This is a genomic window from Stenotrophomonas sp. YJH_SMC_17 (assembly GCF_059371655.1).
Genome location: NZ_JCAFUU010000005.1, coordinates 108,935 through 134,598, shown reverse-complemented (window position 1 = coordinate 134,598; position 25,664 = coordinate 108,935). Strand labels below are relative to the sequence as shown.

19 protein-coding genes are annotated in these 25,664 nt (G+C 68.9%); 12 read left to right on the top strand and 7 right to left on the bottom strand.

The features are described from left to right. Nucleotides 1-86 precede the first annotated feature (86 nt). The 4 genes from AC5P8Z_RS15025 (at nucleotide 87) to plsB (ending at nucleotide 5,770) form a co-directional block, all read left to right on the top strand. Nucleotides 87-1,010, top strand: coding sequence for a 5'-nucleotidase, lipoprotein e(P4) family (locus tag AC5P8Z_RS15025; RefSeq protein WP_295566513.1), 924 nt, complete (start codon nucleotides 87-89; stop codon nucleotides 1,008-1,010). After that, a complete protein-coding gene (gene pyrF, locus AC5P8Z_RS15020) occupies nucleotides 1,007-1,732 on the top strand; it encodes an orotidine-5'-phosphate decarboxylase (RefSeq protein WP_495229416.1) in 726 nt (241 codons plus the stop codon). The genes AC5P8Z_RS15025 and pyrF overlap by 4 nt, the downstream gene beginning before the upstream one ends. A 448-nt stretch (nucleotides 1,733-2,180) precedes the next feature. Beyond that, complete coding sequence (locus AC5P8Z_RS15015) at nucleotides 2,181-3,134, top strand: hypothetical protein (protein WP_495229415.1); 954 nt, start codon at nucleotides 2,181-2,183, stop codon at nucleotides 3,132-3,134. Further along, a complete protein-coding gene (gene plsB / locus AC5P8Z_RS15010; protein ID WP_495229414.1) occupies nucleotides 3,134-5,770 on the top strand; it encodes a glycerol-3-phosphate 1-O-acyltransferase PlsB in 2,637 nt (878 codons plus the stop codon). The genes AC5P8Z_RS15015 and plsB overlap by 1 nt, the downstream gene beginning before the upstream one ends. Before the next feature lie 101 nt (nucleotides 5,771-5,871). On the opposite strand, the gene AC5P8Z_RS15005 is transcribed toward plsB, so the two are convergent. Next, nucleotides 5,872-6,075: a YdcH family protein gene (locus AC5P8Z_RS15005; RefSeq protein ID WP_286070498.1), complete on the bottom strand. Its 204-nt coding sequence runs from the start codon at nucleotides 6,073-6,075 to the stop codon at nucleotides 5,872-5,874. Between the two features lie 91 nt (nucleotides 6,076-6,166). Here AC5P8Z_RS15005 and ttcA point away from each other — a divergent pair, with 91 nt between their 5' ends. From ttcA to AC5P8Z_RS14990, 3 genes are read left to right on the top strand one after another with little or no spacing between them, the layout of a single operon-like run. Next, complete coding sequence (ttcA, locus tag AC5P8Z_RS15000; protein ID WP_286070499.1) at nucleotides 6,167-7,099, top strand: tRNA 2-thiocytidine(32) synthetase TtcA; 933 nt, start codon at nucleotides 6,167-6,169, stop codon at nucleotides 7,097-7,099. A 36-nt stretch (nucleotides 7,100-7,135) separates the two neighbouring features. After that, nucleotides 7,136-8,041: a recombination-associated protein RdgC gene (locus AC5P8Z_RS14995; RefSeq protein WP_286070500.1), complete on the top strand. Its 906-nt coding sequence runs from the start codon at nucleotides 7,136-7,138 to the stop codon at nucleotides 8,039-8,041. 59 nt (nucleotides 8,042-8,100) lie between these two features. Next, a complete protein-coding gene (locus AC5P8Z_RS14990; protein ID WP_495229413.1) occupies nucleotides 8,101-8,880 on the top strand; it encodes a M48 family metallopeptidase in 780 nt (259 codons plus the stop codon). A 273-nt stretch (nucleotides 8,881-9,153) separates the two neighbouring features. On the opposite strand, the gene AC5P8Z_RS14985 is transcribed toward AC5P8Z_RS14990, so the two are convergent. Continuing rightward, the gene (locus AC5P8Z_RS14985) at nucleotides 9,154-10,020 is read right to left on the bottom strand and encodes a methylglyoxal synthase (RefSeq protein ID WP_495229412.1); all 867 of its coding nucleotides are present in this window, start codon (nucleotides 10,018-10,020) and stop codon (nucleotides 9,154-9,156) included. A 168-nt stretch (nucleotides 10,021-10,188) separates the two neighbouring features. On the opposite strand from AC5P8Z_RS14985, the gene AC5P8Z_RS14980 reads away from it, so the two are divergent. Next, entirely contained in the window at nucleotides 10,189-12,594 is a 2,406-nt protein-coding gene (locus tag AC5P8Z_RS14980) for an ATP-binding protein (RefSeq protein WP_495229411.1), read from the top strand. Here the strand turns inward: AC5P8Z_RS14980 and AC5P8Z_RS14975 are convergent. The 3 genes from AC5P8Z_RS14975 to AC5P8Z_RS14965 all read right to left on the bottom strand — a co-directional run bounded on the left by AC5P8Z_RS14975 (nucleotide 12,580) and on the right by AC5P8Z_RS14965 (nucleotide 19,139). Then, nucleotides 12,580-14,025 (bottom strand): FAD-dependent oxidoreductase, encoded by a 1,446-nt coding sequence (locus AC5P8Z_RS14975; protein ID WP_286070504.1) that lies wholly within the window; start codon nucleotides 14,023-14,025, stop codon nucleotides 12,580-12,582. The two genes, AC5P8Z_RS14980 and AC5P8Z_RS14975, sit on opposite strands and share 15 nt — an antisense overlap. A 95-nt stretch (nucleotides 14,026-14,120) precedes the next feature. Continuing rightward, nucleotides 14,121-18,575 (bottom strand): glutamate synthase large subunit, encoded by a 4,455-nt coding sequence (gene gltB, locus AC5P8Z_RS14970; protein ID WP_495229410.1) that lies wholly within the window; start codon nucleotides 18,573-18,575, stop codon nucleotides 14,121-14,123. Between the two features lie 174 nt (nucleotides 18,576-18,749). Continuing rightward, nucleotides 18,750-19,139 (bottom strand): I78 family peptidase inhibitor, encoded by a 390-nt coding sequence (locus tag AC5P8Z_RS14965; protein WP_286070506.1) that lies wholly within the window; start codon nucleotides 19,137-19,139, stop codon nucleotides 18,750-18,752. Nucleotides 19,140-19,251: 112 nt separating this feature from the next. Between AC5P8Z_RS14965 and AC5P8Z_RS14960 the strand changes: the two genes are divergently transcribed. Next, nucleotides 19,252-20,310: a DNA topoisomerase IB gene (locus AC5P8Z_RS14960; protein WP_495229409.1), complete on the top strand. Its 1,059-nt coding sequence runs from the start codon at nucleotides 19,252-19,254 to the stop codon at nucleotides 20,308-20,310. A 22-nt stretch (nucleotides 20,311-20,332) separates the two neighbouring features. Here AC5P8Z_RS14960 and AC5P8Z_RS14955 read toward each other — a convergent pair whose 3' ends face one another. Then, nucleotides 20,333-20,641, bottom strand: a complete 309-nt coding sequence (locus AC5P8Z_RS14955) for a hypothetical protein (RefSeq protein WP_286070508.1) — start codon at nucleotides 20,639-20,641, stop codon at nucleotides 20,333-20,335. A 195-nt stretch (nucleotides 20,642-20,836) separates the two neighbouring features. On the opposite strand from AC5P8Z_RS14955, the gene AC5P8Z_RS14950 reads away from it, so the two are divergent. Next, entirely contained in the window at nucleotides 20,837-21,943 is a 1,107-nt protein-coding gene (locus AC5P8Z_RS14950; RefSeq protein ID WP_286070509.1) for an SDR family oxidoreductase, read from the top strand. Here AC5P8Z_RS14950 and AC5P8Z_RS14945 read toward each other — a convergent pair. Beyond that, nucleotides 21,900-23,012: a serine hydrolase domain-containing protein gene (locus AC5P8Z_RS14945; RefSeq protein WP_495229408.1), complete on the bottom strand. Its 1,113-nt coding sequence runs from the start codon at nucleotides 23,010-23,012 to the stop codon at nucleotides 21,900-21,902. The two genes, AC5P8Z_RS14950 and AC5P8Z_RS14945, sit on opposite strands and share 44 nt — an antisense overlap. A 192-nt stretch (nucleotides 23,013-23,204) precedes the next feature. Here AC5P8Z_RS14945 and AC5P8Z_RS14940 point away from each other — a divergent pair, with 192 nt between their 5' ends. Beyond that, nucleotides 23,205-23,591: a BlaI/MecI/CopY family transcriptional regulator gene (locus tag AC5P8Z_RS14940; RefSeq protein WP_019338681.1), complete on the top strand. Its 387-nt coding sequence runs from the start codon at nucleotides 23,205-23,207 to the stop codon at nucleotides 23,589-23,591. Between the two features lie 3 nt (nucleotides 23,592-23,594). Next, on the top strand, nucleotides 23,595-25,586 hold the full coding sequence (locus AC5P8Z_RS14935; protein ID WP_495229407.1) for a M56 family metallopeptidase: 1,992 nt from the start codon (nucleotides 23,595-23,597) through the stop codon (nucleotides 25,584-25,586). Nucleotides 25,587-25,664 lie beyond the last annotated feature (78 nt).

The window sequence follows — 25,664 nt, the reverse complement described above, 5'->3', positions numbered from 1 at the left end:
GGCAACGGGTCAACCGCCAAGGATAGCCCTCCCGGCGCCGGCTTTGCCGGTAAAATGCGCCGGTATATCTGATTGCCGGTGAATCCATGCGTCGTCCCGTTTCCCTGTCCCTGACCCTGCTCGCCACCGCGGCGCTGGGCCTGTCCGCCTGCAAGCGCGTGGATGCGCCTGCCGCTGAAGCTGCTGCCCCGGAGGCCCCGGCCGCCGCCGCCAAGGCCGATGGCGCGCTCGATGCCACCGCCAACGACAACCTCAACGCGGTGCTGTGGATGCAGCGCGCGCAGGAATACAAGGCGATCACGGAGCAGACCTACCGCGCTGCCGCCGACCGCCTCGACGCGGCGCTGAAGGAAGCCCATTGGGACGCCCTGGTGCCGGAAGAGCGTGGCAACGAGGCCAAGGGCCTGAAGCCGGCCGTGGTGCTGGACGTGGACGAGACCGTGCTGGACAACTCGCCCTACCAGGCGCGCCTGGTGCGCGATGGCAAGGAGTACGACGAACTGAGCTGGGACCAGTGGGTGGCCGAAAAGAAGGCCAAGGCGATCCCGGGCGTGGTTGATTTCGCCAAGGCCGCCAACGCCAAGGGCGTGACCCTGCTGTACATCTCCAACCGCGCCGTGCACCTGAAGGACGCGACCCTGGCCAACCTGCGCGAGCAGGGCCTGCCGGTGGCCGATGACAGCGTGTTCCTGGGCCTGGGCACCGTGGTCGAAGGCTGCGAGCAGGCCGGCAGCGAGAAGAACTGCCGCCGCCGCCTGGCCGGGCAGAAGTACCGCGTGCTGATGCAGTTCGGCGACCAGCTGGGCGACTTCGTGGAAGTGACCGCCAACACCAACGAGGGCCGTGACGCCCTGCTGCAGCAGTACCACGACTGGTTCGGCGAACGCTGGTGGATGCTGCCGAACCCGACCTACGGCGGCTTTGAGCCGGCCCAGTTCAACAACGATTACAGCCAGTCGCGCCAGGCCCGCCACGATGCCAAGCGCGCTGCCCTGGACTACGCACCGTGAGCCGCGCGCCGCTGCCGCTGCGCGATGACGAGCGCCTGATCTTCGCGCTGGACGTGCCTGACCGCGTGCAGGCGCTTGAGTGGGTCGATCGTCTCGGCGACAGCGTGGCGTTCTACAAGATCGGCATGGAACTGCTCGCCTCCGGCGAGTATTTCCAGGTGCTGGACGAGCTGGCCCGCCGCGACAAGCGCGTGTTCGTCGACCTGAAGTTCTTCGACATCCCGGCCACCGCCGCGGCGGTGATCAAGCGCCTGTCGCAGTGGCCGGTCAGCTACGCCACCATCCATGGTTGGCACCCGGCGATGATGGAGGCCTGCGCGGCCGCCAACAGCGGCGACATGCGCCTGCTGGCGGTGACCGTGCTCACCTCGATGGGACGCCCGGACCTGGCGCAGATGGGCATCGACCGCGAACCGGTGGACGTGGTGGTCGAGCGCGCGCTGGCCGCCCAGGCCGCCGGCATCGATGGCGTGATCGCCTCGGGCCAGGAAGCCGGTCCGATCCGCGCCGCCACCGGCGCCGGATTCTCGATCGTCTGCCCGGGCATCCGCCCGGGGGGGCCGGTCGGCGATGACCAGAAGCGTACCGTCGGCGTGGCCCAGGCCTTCGCCGATGGCGCCGATGCCATCGTGGTCGGCCGCCCGATCCGCCTGGCGGCCGATCCGCAGGCCGCCGCACGGGCGATCCAGCAGGAAATCGCGTCGGCGCCGGCTGCGCGCTGAGATTCTGCGGCCAGGGCTGCGGGCTTGGACGCCATCCTGCCCCGCGCAGGGTGGCGTTTCTGCATCTGCCAGGCAGTGGTTGTGCCCGAATCGCCGCAAAACCCGCCGTAGATTTCATGGGGCTGTGATGTTGGAAATCACATTCCAATAAAATCAATGATTTATTGCGGTCTAAGTAAAGTGTTGCCTTAAGTTGAAGCGCAGCGTAGGATCGCCGCCATCCGGTCCTCGGACCGGACATGTGCCACAACACTGTCCACCGGCCTCGCGCCGGCTTGAAGAGCCTGTGATCCTCGTGATCCCGGCTCTTTTTTTATGCGCGGGCCACGGTCCGGGGTCAGATCCCTTCTGCCAAGGGCAGAAGGGATCTGACCCCAAGTTGCCCCCCGGCTTGCCGCTGTCACGTCGCAGGCCGCAAGATGCGGACCGGTCCGGGGAGTCCGAGTGCATGAGCGTAGCGGTGCGAGGAAGGTCTGCGCGTGGGTGGGGGCTGGCAGCCATGCTGCTGCTGGCGGTGGCTGCGTGCCGTGATTCAGCCGACGATCCGGCCAAGCCGGCAGCCGAGCCGGTCGCGGCGGTGCAGGCGATGGCGCTGCGCCTGGCCGAGGACGATCTGGTCGGCTACGCAAAGCTGTCGGTGCCGCCGAGCCAGTACCCGCGCCTGCAACAGGCCTGGACCGAAGGCCACAGCCAATGGCCGCTGACCGAACTGCCGCTGGGCGACCAGCTGCTGCCGATGCTGGCCGCACTGCGCAAACCCAATGCCAGCGCCGAACTGCAGCGCAGCTTCGATCGCCAGCTGGCCGGACAGGCCGGCGCCGTTCGCCAGGCCGCACAGTCGATGGGCAACTTCGGGGTGCAGTACCTGCGCCATCAGAAGGGCTACACACCAGGCCAGCAGGCGCATTACATCGCCCTCGTCGAAACTCTCGCCAGCTGGGCGCAGGGCGCACCCATCAGCGACCGTGCGCGTGCCCGCAGCACCATCGCTGCGCTGGTCGGCGCCGCCGGCAAGGTCGGCTTCGATGACGAGGCCGGCCTGCAGGCCGCGGGCATGGAAGGCAGCCTGGAGCAGCTGGCGCCATTCATCCACACCCTCAAGGCGGTGCTGGGCAGCTACGGGTTGGGCGTGGACGACGCCTTGCGCAGCGTGCGCGGAGAACTGCTGTCGGTGGAAGGCGACAACGCGCTGGTGCGCCTGCGTTACGACCTCGCCGGCCGTGAAATGAGCCTGCAGCTGCCGCTGAGCCGGCGCGAAGGCCACTGGTACCTGACCCGCACCCTGGCCGACACCGATGCGCTGCTGCGCAAGGCCGACGCGGCCCGCGCCGCAGCGGTCCCCGCCCCGGTTGAAGCCCCCGCCGAGGGTGGGGAAGCGGCAACGCCACCGCCTAAGCCATAATGGCGCCGATGTCGAAACAGAACCCGCTGCCGTTCCCCGGCGAAGAATCCCAGTCGACGCCCGCCGATACGGTGCCGGCGTCCCCCTCGACCGGTACCGGCCCGAACCCGGTACCGCCGCCCGCGCACGCGCGTCCGGCCGGCCGCCGCCCGCTGTGGGCGCGCCTGCTGGGCCGCCTGGTCGAGCCGTGGCTGTCGCTGAAGATCGAACCGGAAGACCCGGGCCAGTACAACGATGGCCGCCCGGTCATGTACGTGCTGGAAGACTACGGCCTGTCCAACGCGCTCATCCTGGACAAGGCCTGCCGCCAGGCCGGCCTGCCGTCGCCGCTGGTGCCGCTGGCCGGTGACCCGACCGGCCGCAAGCGCGCCTACCTGGCGCTGTCGCGGCGCAGCTCCAGCAACTCGCTGATTCCCGAGCAGCGCGGCGCCAAGACCCACTCCGATTCGCTGGCCAAGGTCCTGCAGGCGCATCGCGTGCGCGATGACCTGGACGTGCACCTGGTGCCGGTGTCGATCTTCGTCGGCCGCGCGCCGGACAAGCAGAGCGGCTGGTTCGCGGTGCTGTTCTCGGAAAACTGGGCACTGGTCGGCCGCTTCCGCCGCCTGCTGGCGGTGCTGCTCAATGGCCGCAGCACCATCGTCCGCTTCGCGCCGCCGATCTCGCTGCGTTCCATCATCGACGAGGGCCTGGAGCCGGAACGCACGGTGCGCAAGCTGCAGCGCGTGCTGCGTACCCATTTCCGCCGCATCCGTGAATCGGTGATCGGTCCTGACCTGTCGACCCGGCGCCTGCTGGTGGACCAGGTGCTGGCTGCCGAACCGGTACGCGAGGCGATCGCCGCGCAGGCCAAGCGCGATAATTCGAAGGCGGCCGATGCCTGGAAGAAGGCGCACGCCTACGCCTGGGAAATCGCCGCGGACTACTCCAGCCCGGTGGTGCGTTCGGCCAGCTTCATGCTCAGCCACGTGTGGAACCGCATCTATGCGGGCGTGCTGGTGCACCACCTGGACAAGTTCAAGGCCGCCGCGCCGGGCCACGAAGTGGTGTACGTGCCCAGCCACCGCAGCCACATGGATTACCTGCTGCTGTCCTACCTGCTGTACGACCGTGGCATCGTGCCGCCGCACATCGTGGCCGGCATCAACCTGAACCTGCCGGTGGTCGGCACCCTGCTGCGCAAGGGCGGTGCGTTCTTCATCCGCCGCTCGATCCGCGGCAACGCGCTGTACTCGGCCGTGCTCAGTGAGTACGTCGCGCAGTTGGTGGCCGGTGGCTACTCGCTGGAATACTTCGTCGAAGGTGGCCGTTCGCGCACCGGCCGCCTGCTGCAGCCCAAGGGCGGCATGATCTCGATGACCCTGCGCGCGTTCCTGCGCCAGCCGCGCAAGCCGGTGCTGTTCCAGCCGATCTACATCGGCTACGAGAAGCTGATGGAAGGCGGCAGCTACCTGGACGAACTGTCCGGCCGGCCGAAGGAGAAGGAATCGATCTGGTCGCTGCTGTGGGGCATCCCCAAGGTGCTCAAGCAGAACTACGGCCAGGTGGTGGTGAACTTCGGCGAGCCGATCGCGCTGAACGACGTGCTGGCCGAGAAGGCCCCGGAGTGGAAGGGCGAGGCGGTGTCCGAGGACGAGAAGCCGGCGTGGCTGTCGACCACGGTGGATACGCTGGCCGAACGCATCCAGGTGCGCATCAACGGTGCCGCCGACGTCAACCCGATCAACCTGCTGGCGCTGGCGCTGTTGTCCACGCCGAAGCACGCGATGGGCGAAGCCGACCTGATCGCGCAGATCGAGCTGTGCAAGACCCTGCTGGTCGAGATGCCGTATTCGGACCGGGTGACGGTGACCCCGCATTCTCCGGAGCGGATCATCGCCCACGCCGAGGAAATCAACGTTCTCACCCGCATCAAGCATCCGCTGGGCGATGTGCTCAGCGTCAGCGGCGATACCGCGGTGCTGCTGAGCTACTTCCGCAACAACGTGCTGCACCTGTTCACTGCCTCGTCGTGGGTGGCCTGCTGCTTCCAGAACAACCGCCGCATGAGCCGCACCGGCCTGGTCCAGCTGGGCCGCACGGTGTACCCGTTCCTGCAGGCCGAGCTGTTCCTGCCGTGGAGCGAGGACGAATTCGCGCAGCGCATCGACCAGACCATCAACGTGTTCGTGCGCGAGGGCCTGCTGCAGAACGTCAACGACGACGATGGCGGCATCCTGGCGCGCAACACCGGGCAGACCGACGAAGTGTTCCGCCTGCGTGCGATCGGGCACTCGCTGCAGCAGGCGTTCGAGCGTTACTACATCGCCATTTCGGTGCTGGTGAAGAACGGCCCGGGCGTGCTGGGTGCGGCCGAGCTGGAAAGCCTGTGCCAGCAGGCGGCGCAGCGTCTGAGCCTGCTCTATGCACCGGCCGCGCCGGAGTTCTTCGACCGCACCCTGTTCCGGGGCTTCATCCAGAAGCTGCGCGAGCTGCGCCTGGTGTGGCCGGACGAGAACAGCAAGCTGCTGTTCGACGAGCGCCTGGATGCCTGGGCCAAGGACGCAAAGTTCATCCTCGGCCGCGAACTGCGCCACACCATCGAGCGGGTCAGCCCCGAAGCGGCACGCCCGGACGAGCCTGCGCCGCAGGATTGAAGGTAGCGCCGGGCCATGCCCGGCCAAGGGCATGCCAACCAGGGTTGGCATCTACCGGGGGCGAAGCAGTGGATCCACGCCGTGCGTGGATGGGCCACCGCTCAGGCCGGTTCGTCGGGAATCTGCAGGCTTTCCAGCCTGGCGATGCAGTCCTTCAACTGCAGCTTGCGCCGCTTCAGGCGCTTGGATTCCAGTTCGTCCTCGCCATTGGCAGCCATGCGGGTGATCTGTTCATCCAGCAGGCGATGCTCGGCGCGCAGGGCGGCGAGGCGTTCGACGATCTCGGCGGGGCTGTAGGTGTCCACAGCCTCCGAGCATACACAGCGACGATGACTGCCGGGAGAGGGGAACCCCGACCCCCGGCCGGGGCGGCTCCGAGCCGTTAGAATGGAACCCATGAGTGCCGTGATTTCCCTTCCCGATCCCCTGCCGCGTTCCCAGCCGCGCGCCGCCCGCGATCCGCGGCTGGCCGAGCGCGAACAGCACAAGCTGGCCAAGCGCCTGCGCCGCCAGGTCGGCGAGGCGATTGCCGACTTCGGCATGATCGAAGCCGGTGACAAGGTGATGGTCTGCCTGTCCGGTGGCAAGGACAGCTACACCCTGCTGGACGTGCTGCTGCAGCTGCAGAAGAAGGCGCCGGTGCCGTTCGAGCTGGTGGCGGTGAACCTGGACCAGAAGCAGCCGGACTTCCCCGAGCACGTGCTGCCGGAGTACCTGGCCGGGCTGGGCGTGCCGTACCACATCATCGAGCAGGACACCTATTCGGTGGTCAGCCGGGTCATTCCGGAAGGCAAGACCATGTGTTCGCTGTGCTCGCGCCTGCGTCGCGGCGCGCTGTACAACTACGCCGAAACCCACGGTTTCACCAAGATCGCGCTGGGCCACCACCGCGACGACATGGTGGCCACGTTCTTCATGAACCTGTTCCACCACGCCAAGCTGTCGGGCATGCCGCCGAAGCTGCGCAGCGATGACGGCAAGCACGTGGTGATCCGGCCGCTGGCCTACGTGCGCGAGAGCGACATCGTCGACTACGCGCAGGCGCGCCAGTTCCCGATCATTCCCTGCAACCTGTGCGGCAGCCAGGAGAACCTGCAGCGCCGCCAGGTCGGCCTGATGCTGAAGCAGTGGGAAAAGGACCACCCCGGCCGCATCGAGCAGATCGCGCGCGCCATGGGTGAGGTCCGGCCCTCGCAGCTGGCCGATACCACCCTGTTCGATTTCATGGCGCTGGGCCGTCGCGACGACGCGCCGCTGCCCGACGCCCATGCCTGGCTGGCCGGTTCCCCGGCCGACGCCGACGCAGATCCCGAGACGCCTACCGTTTAAGGTCGGTCGCCCTTCCTCTTTGCCATCCGGAATTCCATGTTCTTTCGCAACCTGACGTTCTTCCGTTTCCCGACCGCCACTGATTTTTCCGAAGTCGACACCCTGCTGCCGCACGCCCTGCTCAAGCCGGTCGGCGCGCTGGAAATGAGCTCGCGCGGTTTCATCTCGCCGTTCGGCCGCGAGGAGAAGGAACTGCTGTCCCATCGCATTGCCGAGCACCTGTGGCTGACCGTGGGCGGCGAGGACAAGATCCTGCCGGCGGCGGTGGTCAACGACCTGCTCGAGCGCAAGCTGGAGGAGATCGAGGAGAAGGAAGGCCGCCGCCCGGGTGGCCGCGAACGCAAGCGCATGAAGGACGACCTGCTGCATGAACTGCTGCCGCGCGCCTTCGTGAAGTCCTCGCGCAACGACGCCTTCATCGACCTGCAGCACGGCTACGTGGCGGTGGATACCTCCAGCCGCAAGACCGGCGAGTACTTCATGTCCGACATCCGTGGCCTGCTCGGCAGCTTCCCGGCCATGCCGCTGAACGCCGAAGTGGCGCCGCGCTCGATCCTGACCGGCTGGATCGCCGGCGAGCCGCTGCCGACCGGGCTGAGCCTGGGCGAAGAGTGCGAGATGAAGGATCCGGTGGAAGGTGGCGCGGTGGTCAAGTGCCAGCACCAGGAGCTGCGCTGCGACGAGATCGACAAGCACCTGGACGCCGGCAAGCAGGTGACCAAGCTGGCGCTGATCTTCGAGGACAACCTGTCCTTCGTGATCGGCGACGACCTGATCGTGCGCAAGCTGAAGTTCCTCGACGGTGCCCTGGACCAGCTGGAGCATGCCGACGAAGACGGCCGCCGCGCCGAGTTCGATGCCCGCTTCGCCCTGCAGAGCGCCGAGATCCGCCGCCTGTTCCTGTTGCTGGAGGAAGCCTTCAAGCTCAGCAAGGCTGACTGAACAGGCAGCCCGTGGGCCGCCGGTCATCCGGTGGCCCGAAGCGGCGCTATGCTGGGCACATGAGCCGTCTGCTGCGCCGCCTGATCAGCCCGACCCCACCCGCCACCGTACAGCGCGACACCGTTCGCCTGCGGCTGGAGGATGCCGAGATCGAGGTGCTGCGGGTGCGCGACCCGCGTGCACGGCGCATCAAGCTGAGCGTGGACGAGCGCGGCGCGCGCCTGACGCTGCCGCCGCGGGCAAGCCTGGTGATGGGCGAACGCTTCCTGGAACAGCACCGCGACTGGCTGGCGCTGCAACTGCGCGTCTATCAGGACAATGGCCTGCCGGCACCGCTGCAGCCGGGCGAGGACGGCGTGCTGCCCCTGCGTGGCGAACTGCTGCCGCTGCGCTGGCAGGAAGGCCGTTACGCGCGCCTGGAGATCGACACGCACGGTGCCTGTGTGCAGTGGCCGACCCGTGGTGGGGACGCCACCCTGCGCCGCCTGCTGCGCGAGTTCTACGAAGCGCAGACCCGCGCCGACGTCGGCCGCTGGCTGCCGAAGTACCTGCCTACCCTGCCGCGCGCACCCAGCCGCGTGCGGCTGAAGGTGATGTCCTCGCAATGGGGCTCGCTGGCCCCTGACGGCAGCATGGCGCTGGACCTGGCCCTGGTGCTCGGCCGTCCGGAAGCGTTCGAGTACGTGCTGGTGCACGAACTCTGCCACCTGATCCAGCCGAATCACTCGCCCGCGTTCTGGCACGAAGTGGAACAACGCTTCCCCGCCTGGCGCGAGCAGCGCGACTACTTCCAGCTGGAAGGTCGGCGCCTGAAAGCCATGCTACGCCAGCTTCTGTAACTGTAGGGCCGAGCCCACGCTCGGCTGCCGTTGACTGCAGCCGAGCATGGGCTCGGCTCTACGGAAGCGCGCGCAGCGCGCAACCCGCTCCTGTTCTTCCTTCCTTCTTCCGTGGTGGCACACCGGAACTGTCGAAGGACGGGATGGGTGGGATTGCGGGGGTCGCTTCAGGGACGGGTTTACCGCGTCCCCCGCAGTTCCCCCCATCCCGGCCAACCGCATGATCGTGCAGGCCCAAGCCACCACGAGGGGCTCAGCCGTTCGCCGAAACCCTCACCCCGCCCGCAACGCCGCCGCCGTCGCCCACCGCGCCGCCACCCGCGGTGCCGTAATGCACACCGCCTGGTCCGTCACCGTCGTCACCGCACGCTCCAGCAGCTGGATATCCGCCTCGTGCTGGCGCGCCACATGCGGGTCCTCGAAGAAGATCGCACGCTGGCAGCGTCCTTCCAGCACGCGGTCTGCAATCTGCGCATCACCGCCCATCGGGCCGCTCTGGTAGCGCGTCACCCACGGCGTATCGCTGGGCCAGCCGCGGCTCCAGGCCAGCTCGTTCAAGCGTTGGCCGGTGGTGCCGGTCGCCACGCGCTCACCGAACCGCGCCAGCACATCGAAGTGCTCATCGGCGAACGCCAGCATGGCCGGCTTCATCGCATCGTGCGCGATCAGTGCCAGCGTCTGCCCCTCAAACGCATGCAGGTCGTCGGCCCCGGCATCGGCGGCCAGGCCGGCGTGGATGCGTTCCACCTCCACCCAGTCACGCGCAGTGGCCACGGTCGAAATGAACGGTTTGCCATGAATCACGCACTGCCGCTTCAGCGCCGTGGCTTCTGGGAACACGGAGGATGGATCGACCGGGTCGATCAGGTAGATCGCGCCATCCAGGGTCCGCTCGGCGCCCATGCCGACCACCTCGGCCACCAGTTTCATCAGGCCACCCTCGCGACCATAGGGATAGCGGTGCAGGCCCGCATAGCCGCTCAGGAAGCCCTGCCGCCCGATTGCGTCATAGGTACGGCCGACTGCGTGCAGCGACACCCCCAGTTCGCGCAGGCCGGCCTCGCTGACACGCAGCCAGCGGAACAGGGCGGCGCGCGCGTCGTGGTGGTGGAGACGGTTGGCAGCCAGGCCGATGCGCATTGAGAACTCCGCAGGAACGGGTGAAAGCGGCAGTGTATGTCGGCATTCCCCCTGCTTGCTGCTTTTACAACTTTCTTCATTGCTACCCGCACACGTGTCGCTAGCGTGACAGGCAGCGGTACCGCAGCGCGGCCGTTCATTTCCGCCCGCGAAAAGAGGATGCCCATCGTGAACGTCGCTGGCCTGCGCGCCACCGTCGCGGTCATGGCCTGCGTGCTGTCGCCCATTACCGCCGCGGCTGCGGAGTGTGGGACGCCCCTGCGCATTGCCTGGCCGGCCGATCGCGCGCCCTTGTCTTCCAGTGAAGACGGCGAGCCGAAAGGGCTCAGCGCGGAATACCTGGCGTTGCTGGGCGCACGACGGTTGCTGCAGCCCCATCCATTGCCATCGGCCGCCGTCGCGGAAGGTGGGGTGCCCGACGGCATCCAGGCCCTGCTGGGTTGGCCGCGCTCGCAGCTGCCCGCGGGCTGGGTGGCCAGTAGCGCCTACCAGCAGCTGCCACAGGTGATCGTGCGCCGCCGCGATGCGCCGCCGATGCTGGGCCTGGAAGGGTTGCGCGGCAAGACCGTGGTCAGTCCCGACGCGGTGGCGTTGAGCGCGATGCTGGCCGAGCATGCGCCCGGCGCACAGCTGCTGCCGCCCGCGCCTATGGATGACGCATTGGCCCTGCTGGGCGCGGGCCTGATCGATGCGGTGATCGCCAACCTCGGCGAGGCCGAGGCCGGCCTGCGCCGCTACCGGGGCACGCCGCTGGTGATCGCCGCGCCGGCGGGTACCGACGACGCACTGGTGCTGGCCGCCGTGCCGGCCTGCGCCGATGTGGTCAACGCGTTCGACCAGGCCATCTCGCAGCTGTCCGGCGCCGAGCGCGAAGCGATCCGCAACGCGTGGCTGCCGAACCAGCCGCGTCCCCAGCCACCGCCGTCGCCGCTGCGCTGGCTGGTGTCGTCTTCGCTGATCCTGCTGGCGCTCGTGCTGGTGTATGCCTACGGCTACTGGCGCGTGCATCGCGAAAGCGAACGCCGCCGGATGGTGGCCCAGCGCCTGCAGGAGGTGACCTCGAACCTGCCCGCAGTGGTCTTCCAGGTACGCCGGTCCGCCTCCGGCCACTACAGCTTCCCGCAGATTGCCGGTGATGTGCAGGCATTGTTCGGGATCAGCGTGGAGACCGCTCAGATCGACCAGCGGCGCCTGCTGGCAGCCGTCCACCCCGATGATCGCAGCCGGGTGATGGACTGCGTGGAAGCCGCCGCGCTGGCGCGTGGCCCGATCGATGTCACGTTCCGTACGCGCGCGGCGCAGGGCTGGCGCTGGGTGCGTTCGCATGGGCAGCCGCTGTCGTGCGAGGGCGGTGACGTGGAATGGAGCGGCTACTGGATCGATGTCAGCGAAGTGCAGTCGCGCACCCGTGCGCTGGCCGAGGCTCGCCGCGAGGCCGAACAGGTGGCGCTGGCCAAGACCCATTTCCTGGCGACGATGAGCCACGAGATCCGCACGCCGATGAGTACCCTGCTGGGCATGCTGGAACGGCTGGCAGGCAGCGCGCTGGACCCGCGCCAGCGGCAGGTGCTGGCGACGGTGGGTGATGCCGCGCGGATGCTGCGGCAGATCCTCGACGATGTACTGCACAGCCAGCGCCTGCAGGCGGTACCGCTGCAGCTGCGGCCGACCCGCGTGGCTGCACTGGTGCAGGCGGTGCAGCAGCTGCTGATGCCAGTGGCGGCCAGCCGCGGCCTGCACCTGCATGTCGCGCTTGATCCTGCCCTGCAGGCGGGATCGCTGGCCGACGACCTGCGCCTGCGCCAGATCCTGTTCAACCTGGCCGGCAACGCGCTCAAGTTCACCGAGCATGGCGGCGTGGACCTGCAGGTGCAGGTGGTGCAGCAACACGCCCGTGGCCAGCGGGTGCGCCTGCAGGTCAGTGACAGCGGCGTGGGCATCAGTGCCGAGCGGCAGCAGGCGGTGTTCGCCGCCTACACCCAGGCCGAGGCATCGACCACGCGTCGCTTCGGCGGCAGTGGCCTGGGCCTGGCCATCTGCCGGGAGCTGGCCGCATCGATGGGGGCAACGCTGGACCTGCGCAGCGTGTTGGGCCAAGGCACCACCGTGTGGCTGGAACTGGATCTGGCCGCCTGCGGGATGCCGGCGCAGGCGTCACCGACGTCGGCGGCGCTGGCGCGGCTGTCGCCGACCCGGGTATTGGTGGCCGAGGACCATCCCACCAACCTGCATCTGCTGGAACAGCGCCTGCACGACCTGGGATTGCAGGTCCGCGCCTGCACCGATGGCCGCCAGGCGTTCGAGGCCTGGCAGGCGGAGGCGTTCGACCTGGTCATCACCGACTGCCACATGCCGCACATGGACGGCTTCGCGCTGGCGCGTGCGATCCGTGCCGACACCTGCGCGATCCGTGCGGTGGTGCCGATCATCGCGTTGACCGCCAGCGTGCTGGACCGGACCCGCCAGGCCTGCCGCGATGCGGGCATCGACCACTTCCTGGCCAAGCCCGTGGAGACGCACGAACTGCGTGCGCTGTTGGCGGCGCTGCTCGCGCCGGATTCAGTGCGCCAGTAGGCGGATGATGCTGGCAGCGGCGTCGCGGCCTTCGGCCACTGCGGTCACCACCAGGTCGGCGCCGCGCACTGCGTCGCCACCGGCGAACAGGCGCGGGTGCGCGGTCTGGAACGGCAGGCGGTCCTTGCCACCGGCCACGATGCGGCCATTGGACTGGCCTTCCACGCCATGTTCGGACAGCCATGCCGGCAGCGTGGGCGAGAAACCGAAGGCGATGATGACCACGTCCGCCTCCAGCAGCGATTCGCTGCCGTCGATCGGCACCGCATTCTGGCGGCCGTTGGCATCGGGTTCGCCCAAGCGGGTCTCGACCACGGTCACGCCGATCACTTCATCATCGGCACCGGCTTCGATCGACAGCGGCTGGCGGTTGAACAGGAAACGCACGCCCTCCTCGCGCGCATTGGCCACTTCGCGCGCGCTGCCCGGCATGTTCGCTTCGTCACGGCGGTAGGCGCAGGTGACCTTGGCCGCGCCCAGGCGCACGGCGCTGCGCACACAGTCCATGCCGGTGTCGCCACCGCCGAGCACCACCACGCGCTTGCCGTTCAGATCGGGCAGGGCGATGGTGTCTTCCCAGCCGGCAATCGGCCGGCCCTTCGGGTCATCGCCACTGACGATGCGGCTGTTCTGCACCAGGAACGGCAGCGCCGGCAGCACCCCCTTCAGGTCCTGGCCGTCGAGCCCGCCATCGGTGTAGCGGTAGGCGCCGGTACCGACGAACACCGCATCATGGGTATCGAGCAGCTGCTGCACGCTCAGGTCGCGGCCGATCTCCACGCCGAGGCGGAACTGCACGCCCATGCCTTCCAGCACTTCGCGGCGGCGGTGGATCACGCCCTTGTCCAGCTTGAAGCTGGGAATGCCGAACTGCAGCAGGCCACCGATCTGCTCGTAGCGGTCGTAGACCACCGCGGCGATGCCGGCACGGGCCAGGCGGTCGGCACAGGCCAGCCCGGCGGGGCCGGCACCGATCACCGCCACGCTGTGGCCGGTCGGCTGTACCGCGCCCAGATCCGGGCGCCAGCCGGTGGCCAGCGCGGTATCAACGATGTACTTCTCCACCGCTCCGATGGTGACCGCGCCGAATTCTTCCAGCGTGCAGCTGCCTTCGCACAGCCGGTCCTGCGGGCACACCCGGCCGCACACTTCCGGCAGCGGATTGGTGCTGTGGCACAGCGTGGCGGCCTCGTGGATGCGGTTCTCCTGCACCAGCTGCAGCCACTGCGGAATGGCGTTGTGCACCGGGCACTTCCAGCTGCAGTACGGATTGCCGCAGTCCAGGCAGCGGCCGGCCTGGTACTGCGCGTCTTCCTTGCCGAACTTGCCGTACAGCTCGCCCCAGTCGCCGGAGGTGCGCAGTTCCACCGGAATGCGCTGCGGCATGGTGCGGGGCAGGTCGAGGAACTGGAAGGCGTGCTTGCGGCTCATGGCGGGCTCTGTGGTGTTTTCCGGATACCGGCCAGCGGCCGGCACTACAGCGGTGGGGAGGTCGGGGCGCCGGTTGCGGACGGCGCCCCGCCGTGTCACGCCGCGCGGCGCAGGGTTTCGGTCAGCGACTCGATGCTGGCGGCCTTGGGTTTGACCAGCCAGAACTTGCCGATGTAATCGCGGAACTCGTCCAGGATCTGCTGCGCCCAGATGCTGCCGGTCAGCTCGCGGTGGCGGCCGATCAGGCGGTGCAGGTGCTGGCGGTAGTTCTCGAAGCCCTCGGCCGATACCCGGTGGATGTCGATCAGCTCGTGGTTGTAGCGGTCGACGAAATCGCGATCAACGTCCAGCATGTAGGCCAGGCCACCGGTGAAGCCGGCGCCGAAGTTCAGGCCGACCTTGCCCAGCACCAGCACCACGCCGTCGGTCATGTACTCGCAGCAGTGGTCACCGGCACCTTCCACCACCGCCAGCGCGCCGGAATTGCGCACCGCGAAGCGCTCGCCCGCGCGACCGGCGGCAAACAGCTCGCCACCGGTGGCGCCGTACAGGCAGGTGTTGCCGATGATGGCGGTGCTGCGTGCCTCGAAGCGGGCGCCACGCGGCGGACGCACCACCAGGCGGCCGCCGGCCATGCCCTTGCCGACGTAATCGTTGGCCTCGCCTTCCACTTCCAGGTGCAGGCCGCCGACGTTGAAGGCGCCGAAGCTCTGCCCGGCACTGCCACGGAAGCGCAGTTCCAGCGGTGCCTCGGCCATGCCCTGGTTGCCATGCGCGCGCGCTACCGCACCGGCTAGGCGGGTGCCGATGCTGCGGTCGGTGTTGTGGATCAGGAAGCGATGTTCACCGCCGCGCTTGTGCTCGATGGCCGGGGCCAGCAGGCCATCCATCTGCGTGGCCAGGCTGTCCGGCGATTCGTACAGGCGCTGCGCGGCACAGTGGCTGCCTTCGTAGCGGCTGTCGGCCAGCAGGCGCGACAGGTCCACGCGCACGCCGTCGCGCGGTGCCGCTTCGATCTGCCGCAGCAGGTCGGTGCGGCCGACGATCTCTTCCAGCGAACGCGCGCCCAGGTACGACAGCCAGCCGCGCACTTCCTCGGCCAGCAGGCGGAAGAAGTTCTCCACGCGCTCGGGCTGGCCGGTGAAGTGGTTCTCGCGCAGGCGCTCATCCTGGGTGGCCACGCCGGTGGCGCAGTTGTTGAGATGGCAGATACGCAGGTACTTGCAGCCCAGCACGATCATCGGCGCGGTGCCGAAGCCGAAGCTGTCCGCGCCCAGCAGCGCGGCCTTGACCACGTCCAGGCCGGTCTTCAGGCCGCCGTCGGTCTGCAGCAGGGTGCGCCCGCGCAGGTCGTTGGCCAGCAGCGCCTGGTGCGCTTCGGCCACGCCCAGTTCCCACGGCACGCCGGCATAGCGGATCGAGCTGACCGGCGAAGCACCGGTGCCGCCGTCATGGCCGGAGATGGTGATCAGGTCCGCACCGGCCTTGACCACGCCGGCGGCAATCGTGCCGACGCCGGCATGGCTGACCAGCTTTACCGACACCAGCGCGGTCGGGTTGACCTGCTTGAGGTCGTAGATCAGCTGGGCCAGGTCTTCGATCGAATAGATGTCGTGGTGCGGCGGCGGCGAGATCAGGCCGATGCCCGGGCGCGCATAGCGCAGGCGTGCGATCAGCTCGTTGACCTTGTGCCCCGGCAGCTGGCCGCCCTCGCCGGGCTTGGCGCCCTGCGCGACCTTGATCTGCAGCACTTCGGCATTGACCAGGTATTCGGCAGTGACGCCGAAGCGGCCCGAGGCCACCTGCTTGATCTTGCTGCGCCGCTGCGTGCCGTAGCGTGCGGGATCTTCGCCACCTTCGCCGGAATTGCTGCGGCCGCCGAGGCGGTTCATGGCGATCGCCAGCGCTTCGTGTGCCTCGGGCGACAGCGCGCCCAGGCTGATCGCCGCGGTATCGAAGCGCGGGAACAGCGCACTGGCCGGGGCGACCTCGTCCAGAGGCACGGGCGTGGCCGCCGGCACCAGTTCCAGCAAGTCGCGCAGCGCCGACGGCGGGCGCGCATGCACCGCATCGCAGTACTGCTGCCACGCACGCGGATCGCCGCTGCGCGCCGCGCGCTGCAGGGTGGTCACCACGTCCGGGTTGTACATGTGGTACTCGCCGCCGTGCACGTACTTCAGCAAGCCACCGACATCGACGTCCTGCTGTGCGTCCCAGGCGTGCGCGCACAGCTCACGCGCGTCGGCGTCCAGGCGGGCGAAGCCGGCGCCGCCGATGCGCGAAGCGGTATCCGGGAAGCACAGGTCCACGACCTCCGGCTCCAGGCCGATGATCTCGAACAGCTGCGCGCCACGGTAGCTGGCCACGGTGCAGATGCCCATCTTTGAAATGATCTTCGACAGGCCCTTGTAGACACCCTTGCGGTAACGACGGCCGATCTGCGACTGCTCACCGCCCTTGCTCAGCTTGAGGATGCCGCGGCGGCCCAGGTCGAACAGGGTCTGGTAGGCCAGGTACGGATACACCGCGGTGGCACCGAAGCCGAGCAGGCACGCCATGTGGTGCGGGTCGCGCGCGGTGCCGGTCTCGACGATCAGGTTGACGTCGCAGCGCAGGCCCAGCTGCGAGAGGTGGTGATGGATGGCGCTGGTGGCCAGCAGCGCATGCACCATCGGCCGCCCGGCCACCGGGTAGCGGTCGGACAGCAGCAGCATCACCATGCCATCGCGCGCAGCCTGTTCGGCTTCGGCGCAGATGCGCTCGATGCCGGCGCGCAGGCCTTCGTCCTCGCTGTAGGACAGGTCGAGCAGGCGGTTGGCCTGCACGTACTGGTCCATCTTCAGCAGCTGGCGCAGCTTGCGCTGGCTCAGCACCGGCGAATTGAGGATGACGTGGTTCACCGTCTCCGGGCCGGCATGGAAGATGTTGGTCTCCTTGCCGAGCTGGGTGGACAGTGACATCGCGCAGTCTTCGCGCAGCGGGTCGATCGGCGGGTTGGTGACCTGTGCGAACGCCTGGCGGAAATAGTCGTACAGCGGGCGGCTGCGCTGGCTCAGCACCGCCATCGGCGTGTCATCGCCCATCGAGCCGGTGGCTTCCTGCTCGGTCTCGGCCAGCGGCCGCAGCACCTGCTCCACTTCCTCGCTGCTGAGCTGGTACAGCTTGTGGTAGCTGCGCAGGGTGCCTTCGTCGAAGGGCTCTTCCACCAGCGACGGGTCGATCAGTTCGGTCTGCAGGTAGGTCACGCCCTGCTGCAGCCACTGCTTGTACGGCGCGCGGCCGCGGTTGATGCGGTCCACCGCGTCGGAGTCGAGCAGATCACCGCGCTTGAGGTCGATGGCCACCATCTCGCCGGGGCCAAGCTTGCCCTTGCGCACCACGCGCTCGGTGGGCACTTCCCACACACCGGCTTCGGAAGCGACCAGGAAGTGGCGGTCGGCGGTCAGCATCCAGCGCGCCGGGCGCAGGCCGTTGCGGTCGAGGGTACACACGGCGTAGCGGCTGTCGCAGGCGACGATGCCAGCCGGGCCGTCCCACGGCTCGCTGTTGAGGCCGTGGAATTCGTAGAACGCGGCCAGGTCCGGATCCTTGAACTCCAGCGACTGCGTGGCCGGCGGCACCAGGATGCGCAGCGCCTGGATCAGCTCCATGCCACCGGCGACCATCAGCTCCAGCATGTTGTCCAGGCTCTGCGAGTCCGAACCGTGCATGGAGATGACCGGATCGAATTCGGCGATGTCGAAGCGCGGGGTCTTCCACACCTTGCTGCGCGCCTGCGCCCAGCGCCGGTTGCCTTCGATGGTGTTGATCTCGCCGTTGTGGGCGAGCATGCGGAACGGGTGCGCCAGCGGCCAGCGCGGCAGCGTATTGGTGGAGAAGCGCTGGTGGAACACGATCGCGCTGGAGGCCAGTTCGCGGCGCTGCAGGTCGGGGAAGAAGCGGCTCAGCTTGTCCGGCAGCACCATGCCCTTGTAACTGATCGCATCCGGGGTGAGGGTGGTGACGTAGAAGTCGGCGTGCTCGCGCAGCTGCTGTTCGCTGCGGCGGCGGGCCAGGAACAGCGCCAGCGCGAAGCCGGCGTCATCCTGGCCGACTCCGGCATCGACGAACACCTGCTCGATTCGCGGCAGCGTGTCGCGCGCCAGCTGGCCGCAGACGCTGTCGTCGGTGGGCACGTCGCGCCAGCCCGCCACCCGGCATCCGACCTTTTCCAGTTCTTCCTGCAATCGGGTGCGGCAGGCCTGCGCCGCATCGGCAGCGTGCGGCAGGAACACCAGGCCGGCGGCAAAGCGCGCGGCAATGGTGATGCCGGCTTCGCTGGCCAGCAGTTTCAGGAACGCATCGGGGCGGCGCAGCAGCAGGCCGCAGCCATCGCCGGTCAGGCCATCGGCGGCAACGCCACCACGGTGGGTCATGCGCGAAAGCGCGGCGATGGCGGTATCAACCAACAGGCGCGAAGGTTGGTCGTCGAGCTGGGCGACCATGCCGAATCCACAGGCATCGCGCTCGGAGCGCGGGTCGTAAAGCCCTTGGCGGTTGCGGGGGGCCATCTCTACCTCGATGCGTATAGGGTTGGCGGCGACACTCGTCCCCGCTCATTCCCTGGAGCGCATCGTGAGGCCACCGGATGCCTCGACTAGATCACAGGTTGCTGCAACGCCGCAATACACGGTTGCAGGTGCAACAGAACGCGCCGGCACCCCCGTGCCGGCGCGGGGCCGGACTCAGCCGCAGCGCGCGCCGCTGACCGCGCCCTTGTCGTCCACTTCGATGTTCAGGCGGTCGCCGAGGAACTCCATCGTGGCCACATCATTGGGCTTGAGCACGCGCACCTGGTTGGCGCCGGCATCTTCCTGGGCCTGCTTGCCGAGGGCATCGGTGTAGGGCTGGCCGACCAGGCTCTGCACCTGGCTGGCGTCGCAGGTGCCGACCGGCGGTGCCTCGGTGGCCTTGCCGGCGTCGTCGGCCGGTGCCTTGGCGGCTTCGGCCGCCTGCTGGGCATGGGCCGTGGCCGAATCCTGTTCATCCAGCGCCGGCGCCTGGCAGGCGGTCAGGGCCAGCACGGCCGGCAGCAACAGGGCGGAGAGCGAACGGGCGCGAATCGGAAACGACATCATGACTCCGGAAGGGACTGTGAAAACCCGAGCATAGCGGCGAACCGACCCTCACGTGTTTGTCTTGCGTTATCGACAGGATCACCGCGCCGCACCCGCGACACTCGCAGCCATGCCAACGCCCCCCACCCCGGAACAACAGGCCGCGCGCGCCGCAGGCCTGCGCTATGTCGATGACACCCAGCCCGGCATCAGCCGCCGCCGCGCCGGCAAAGGCTTTGCCTACCGCGATGCCGACGGCCATGCCGTGCGCGAGGCCGCCACCCTGCAGCGCATCCGCGCCCTGGCAATTCCGCCGGCCTATACCGCCGTGTGGATCTGTGCCCACGCCAACGGGCACCTGCAGGCCACCGGCCGCGACGCACGCGGGCGCAAGCAGTACCGCTACCACGCCGACTGGGCCGCGGTGCGTGACGCCGGCAAGTTCGACCGGGTGATCGCCTTTGGCGAAGCACTGCCTGCGCTGCGTCGCCGGCTTGGCCGCGATCTCAAGCGCAGTGGCTTCCCGCGCGAAAAGGTGCTGGCGGTAGTGGTCGCGCTGCTGGCCGAGACCCTGGTGCGGGTAGGCAATGAAACCTACGCCAGGGAAAACAGATCCTTTGGCCTGACCACGCTGCGCAACCGGCACCTGGACCTGCTGCGTGGGGGGCGCGTGCGGATGCGCTTCCGCGGCAAATCCGGGCAGCTGCATGAAGTAACGGTCGGCGACCGCCGGCTCGGCACGCTGGTGCGCGGTGTGCAGCAGTTGCCTGGCCAGGCCCTGTTCCAGTACCGCGATGACGACGGTGTGATCCAGCCGGTCGATTCCGGTGCGGTCAACGATTACCTGCGCGAGGTGATGGGCGAGGATTTCACCGCCAAGGATTTCCGCACCTGGGGCGGCACCCTGGCTGCAGTACAGGCGTTCGCCGCCACCGAGCTGCCCGAACCGGCCAGCCAGCGCGCGCTGGCCAAGGTGCAGCGTGAGGTGGTGTGCAAGGTGGCGGCTCAGTTGGGCAATACGCCTGCGGTGTGCCGCAAGGCCTATATCGACCCTTGCGTGTTCGCCGGCTGGGAGCGCGGCGAACTGGCGAAACTGGCTGGCCTGCGTGGGCCGCGCCAGTGGGAACAGGCGACGCTGAAGCTACTGCGCCGCGCGCGGCGGCTGTCCAAGCGCGGCGGCGCGACGTAGCGTCGGGCTTGCTCGACGGCGGTTATCCGCAGTAGATCGCGGTGATGTTGTTGGTGCGGCCCTTCTCGATGGTCAGGCGGTCACCGCCTTCGTGCGCCGGCGGCACCCGCGGGCCGTCATGACGCAGCACCTGCACGTGCAGGCTGTCGCTGTCCACGCGCGCGCGTTCGACGGTAGCGGCCGAAGCGGCCAGGCCGAGTGCCCCGCGCACCATGTCGCTGTGGCACTGGCCGGAAATCACGCCGTCGATCGGCTGCACCTGGGCCATCGGCGTACTGCTGCAGGCAGCGAGGGCGAGGGTAAGAGCGGCAGTGGCGATGGCATGTTTCATGGAGACGTTCCTCGTGTGGGTGCGTGCAGGGTGCGACGGCAGGCGTGGTCGTGGAATGAATGCCGTGCACATCGTGGACACGGTGCGCTCACTGCCGCCGACAGCCCGGACAGGGACACTGCAGGCGCGGCGGATGCCGCCCCCGGTAGTGCCGGCCGCTGGCCGGCAGCCCCTTTCCCTCCCGAGGAGACCTGCATGGCCACCACTACAAAGACCCCCGCCCGCCGCAAAGCTTCGCCCAAGGTGCGCAAAGGCAGCACCGCGACGAAGACCGCGGCCGACACCGCTCGGCCACGCGTGGTGAAGACCGCCACCCGCAAGGCCGCCGCCAGCGATCCGCGTGCGGCACGTGTGGCTTCCCGGCAGCGACGCCTGCAGGACCAGGAAAAGGCCAAGGACGCGCGCGCCGCGAAGAAGGCAACAAAGAAGACCGCCACCCAGGCCGGTGCGCGCAGGCAACCTGAGGTCATGCCCGCCCAGCAGCTGCCCAAGCCCGGGCATGAACACGAACTTGAGCTGGCGCCACGCTTCCTCGCGCCGGACTACGCGGGAAGCGGCAAGCTGCAGGGCCTGCGCGCGATCATCACCGGCGGCGATTCCGGTATCGGCCGCGCGGTCGCGGTGCTGTTCGCACGCGAGGGTGCGGACGTTGCAGTGCTGCATCTGGATGAAGCCGAGGATGCCGAGATCACCCGCCAGCACGTCGAGCGCGAAGGCGGGCGCTGCGTGGTGATCGCCGGTGACGTGCGCGACCCGCGCTTCTGCAACAGGGCGGTGAAGCAGGTCGCCAAGGCCTTCGGTGGCATCGACATCCTGGTCAACAACGCGGCCTTCCAGCTGCATTGCGAGCGCCTGGAAGACCTGGAAGACGCGCACCTGCAGGAGACCCTGCAGACCAACATCGGCGGCTACATCCAGATGGCACGCGCGGTGCTGCCACACCTGGGCGAGGGCGCCAGCATCATCAACACCGGCTCCGAGACCGGCCTGTTCGGCAGCAAGGCACTGATCGACTACTCGGCCACCAAGGGCGCGATCCATGCGTTCACCAAGGCGCTGGCCAGCCAGCTGCTGCCGCGTGGCATCCGGGTCAACTGCGTGGCGCCGGGTCCGGTGTGGACGCCGCTGAACCCCGCCGACAAGCAGGCCGAAGATGTTGCGGAGTTCGGCAAGGACAGTGACATGGGACGGCCCGCGCAACCCGAAGAACTGTCGCCGGCCTACGTATTCCTGGCATCGCCGGCCTGCGCCAGCTACATCAGCGGGGTGGTCCTGCCGGTGATGGGCGGGCCGCGGGGGTAGGGCCCGCAGCCGTCGGGGCGGGCGCGTACAGATCGGCAATACGTGGAATGAAGCGCTGCGGATTGGCACCGACCAGGTTGGTCAGCATCACCACCGCCACGCCGCGCTCGGGATAGACCACGAAGGCCGAGCGCGCCCCGCCGATGCCGGCCACCTGCAGGTCGGGCGAGGCGTTCAGTACCGGCCAGCCGCCGGCCCATGCACCGGCGCGACCGTCGGCCAGGCGCTCGGCAGTCCACATGCGCTGCCGCGCCGGGTCCTGCAGCAGGCGGCCTTCGGTCAACGCGACCAGCCAGCGTGCGGTGTCATCGGCAGTGGTGAGGATGCCGCCGCCGGCCCACAGGCTCGGCGGCACGTCGTAGAACCAGTGCGACAGGCGCGTCGGCGCGTCGGCGGCATCGGTGGCGCGCGGCGCCAGGCTGTACATCGTCGCCACATCCGGAATCAGGTCATAGCTGTCGCCGAAGGTGGTGCGTGCCATGCGTGCGCCACTGAACTGGGCGGTCGCCAGGAAGCGTTCGTAGGGCATGCCCGATTGCCGCGCGATGATCCGCGACAGCAGCAGGTAGTTGGTCTGGTTGTACGCAAAGCGCTGCCCGGGTGCCGCTTCGAGCGGTCGCGCGCTGACCGCCGTCCATGCCTGTGCTTCCGACCCCGCGCCCAACAGCCCGTTCGCACCGAGGATGTCCGGCAGGCCCGAGGTGTGCGCCAGCAGCTGGCGCACGCGCACCTCGCGCCATGCCGCCGGCAGATCGTCCAGGTAGCGCAAGGCCGGTGCATCCAGATCAACTCGCCCCTGCTCTGCCAGCTGTGCGATGGCGACCCCGGTGAAGGCCTTGGTGGCCGAGTTGAGCGGGAATCGGGTGTCGCGCGAGGCGAGCACGCCGTTCTCCACGTTGGCCAGGCCGTAGGCTTCGGAGAGCACGATCTGGCCGTCCTTGACCACGGCCAGCTGCAGCCCGGGAATGCGCTCGTCCAGCATGATCTGGCGGACCAAGCGGCGGGTCTGGTCGTTGGCCTGGTCCTGGTTGGCGGACACCGCGGCGAAGGGCAGGGCGCTGATGAGCATGAGCACGACTCGAAGCGTTGGGCGGAACATGCGGGATTCCAGAAAGGCGTCGAGGGTCGGATGCACCGGCGGCGGAAAAGGTTTAACCGCCCCGGATAGGCCTACCGTTCGTCGGCCCATGACTTCCGGGGGGTTGACTACAGTTGTCGTCAAGCTGACAGTGACGACACGTGTAGTCAAGGGAGTGGTGTCATGCGTGGCAAGTCCATAGGGGACCAGGAACTGGCCCTGCTGCAGTACATCGATGAACATGCGCCGGCCAGCGTGGGCGAGGTCGCCAGCGGCTACGGCGAGGCCCGTGGCCTGGCCCGCTCCACCGTGCTGACGATGATGGAACGGCTGCGGGCGAAGGGCTATCTTCAGCGCCGGCAGCAGGACGGCGTCTACCGCTACCAGGCCACCCGTGGCCCGCAGAGCGTGCTGCAGGGTGCCGTGGCCCAGTTCGTCGACAACACCCTGCAGGGGTCGGTGTCGCCGTTCGTGGCCTACCTGTCGCAGCGCCAGCAGGTCAGCGACAACGAGCTGGCCGAGCTGGAAGCGCTGGTTGCCCAACTCCAATCGCGTCGCCACGAGGGCTGAGCCATGGACACCACGATGCTGATCCCGATGCTGGAACGGCTGGGCTGGACCAGCCTGCAGACCGTGCTGCTGGTGGCCCTGGTGTATGGCCTGTGCCGCGCGCTGCCGTCGTTGTCGGCGGCCACCCGCTGCCGCCTGTGGTGGCTGGTCTCGCTGCAGGCCGTGCTCGGCCTGTTCTGGAGCCAGCCGTTGCAGTTGGCCTGGCTGCCGGCACCGCAGGCGGTGGCGATGACCGCCACTGACGTTGCCGCTGATCTGGTGTACCCACTGGCGCCGGAAGCCTCGGCGCAGCTGCTGGCCGCGATGCCGATGCCTGCGGCGGACGTGCCGGCGGTTGCGTGGTGGGCGGTCGCACTGGCTGCGCTGTGGCTGTCCGGCGTGCTGCTGATGGCGTTGCGCACCTTCGGTGAGTGGCGCCGCTGCCGCGCACTGCTGGCTGCGGCCCATCCCTGCGAGGACGAGGCGCTGGTGCAGGCCCTGCAGCTGGCCTCCGACGCGCACGGCGTGCGCCCTGCGCCGCGGCTGTGGATGAGCGCGCAGGTGGACTCGCCGCAGCTGATCGGGCCGTTCCGCCCAGTGCTGCTGCTGCCGGCCGGCGACAACGCCCTGCAGGGCGACGCGCTGGACCTGGCACTGACCCACGAACTGCAGCACCTGCAGCGTCGTGACCTGCAGTGGGGCCTGCTGCCCGCGTTGGCCCAGCACCTGTTCTTCTTCCACCCGCTGCTGCGGCTGTCGGTGCGCGAATACGCCCAGGCCCGCGAGGAAGCGGTGGATGCGGCGGTGGTCGGCCAGCACGGTGCCAGCCGCCAGGCCTATGGCCGCCTGCTGCTGCAGCTGGGCGTGGCACCGCAGCCGCACCTGGGCGTGGCCAGCGCCGCACCAAGCACCACCAGCCTCAAGCGTCGCCTGCTCTCGCTGCAGTCGCACCGGTCCTGTCCGCGTCTGCTGGCGATCGCGTTGACTGCCGCGGTGGTGGTGGTGGGCGTGGCGCCGATGCGGCTGGTCGCAGCGCCGGTGCCGCCGGCCCCGCCCGCGCCGCCGGCTGCACCGAAGGCCGTGGTTCCCCCGCCGCCGGCGCCGAAGGTTCCGCCTGCTCCGCCGATGTCGGCGCGCGCGCCGGCGGTGCCGGTGGCCCCTGCGCCGCCCGCCGAGCCCGCCGACGTCGAGGAGCTGTCCGGCCCGGACGATGCGGATGTGGCGGTTGACGTGGATGTCGACGTCGACCCCGGCATCGACGCCGGCCGCAGCACCTCGCGCAGTTCCTCCATCACCACCTACGGGCGGCTGGATCTGAGCACGTCGCCGCCGCAGGCGTTCGTGCTGGTCGATGGTGATTCAACCTTCGCCAACGGCGGCATCGACGACGTGACGCTGGCCCGCAAGCAGCTCGGCAAGGGACCGGCGCTGTGGTTCCGCCAGGGCAGTGAGCGCTACATCGTGCGTGACCCGATGCTGGTCCAGTCGTTGCAGCGTGCCTACGCCGGTGCGTCCGATCTGGGGCAGCAGCAGAGCGCACTGGGTCGCCAGCAGAGTGCGCTTGGTCGCCAGCAGAGCGCACTCGGCAAGCAGATGGGCGAGATAGGCCGGCTGCAGGGCGAGGAGGCGCGCCGTATCGCGTTGGTGGCGGTCGAGGCTGCGCGCAGTGCGATGAGCGCGCACGACATCAATCGCGAAGCCGCCGCCGAAGCCGCGAAGGCGGCACGCGGGGCGACCAGCGACGCCGCAGTTGCGCGTGAAGCCGCCCGTGAGGCGGCCGCCGCGGCACGTCGCGCGATGCAGGAAGCCCGCAGCCAGGCCGCACAGTCCAGCCGCACCCGCGACATGAACCGCTTGGCCAGCCAGCAGGCCGAACTGGCCAGCCGCCAGGCGGCGCTGGGCAGCCAGCAGGCCGCGCTGGGCGAACGCCAGGCGCAGGTGCACGCGCGGGCGGCACAGCAGGCGCAGCTGGTGATCGCCCGTGCATTGGCCAGCGGCAAGGCCGAGCGCCTCTGAAAACGGCGGAAGCGCCGGGCCATGCCCGGCGAGCGCAGCGGCACACCTGAAGACGGAAGGCGCCGGGCATGGCCCGGC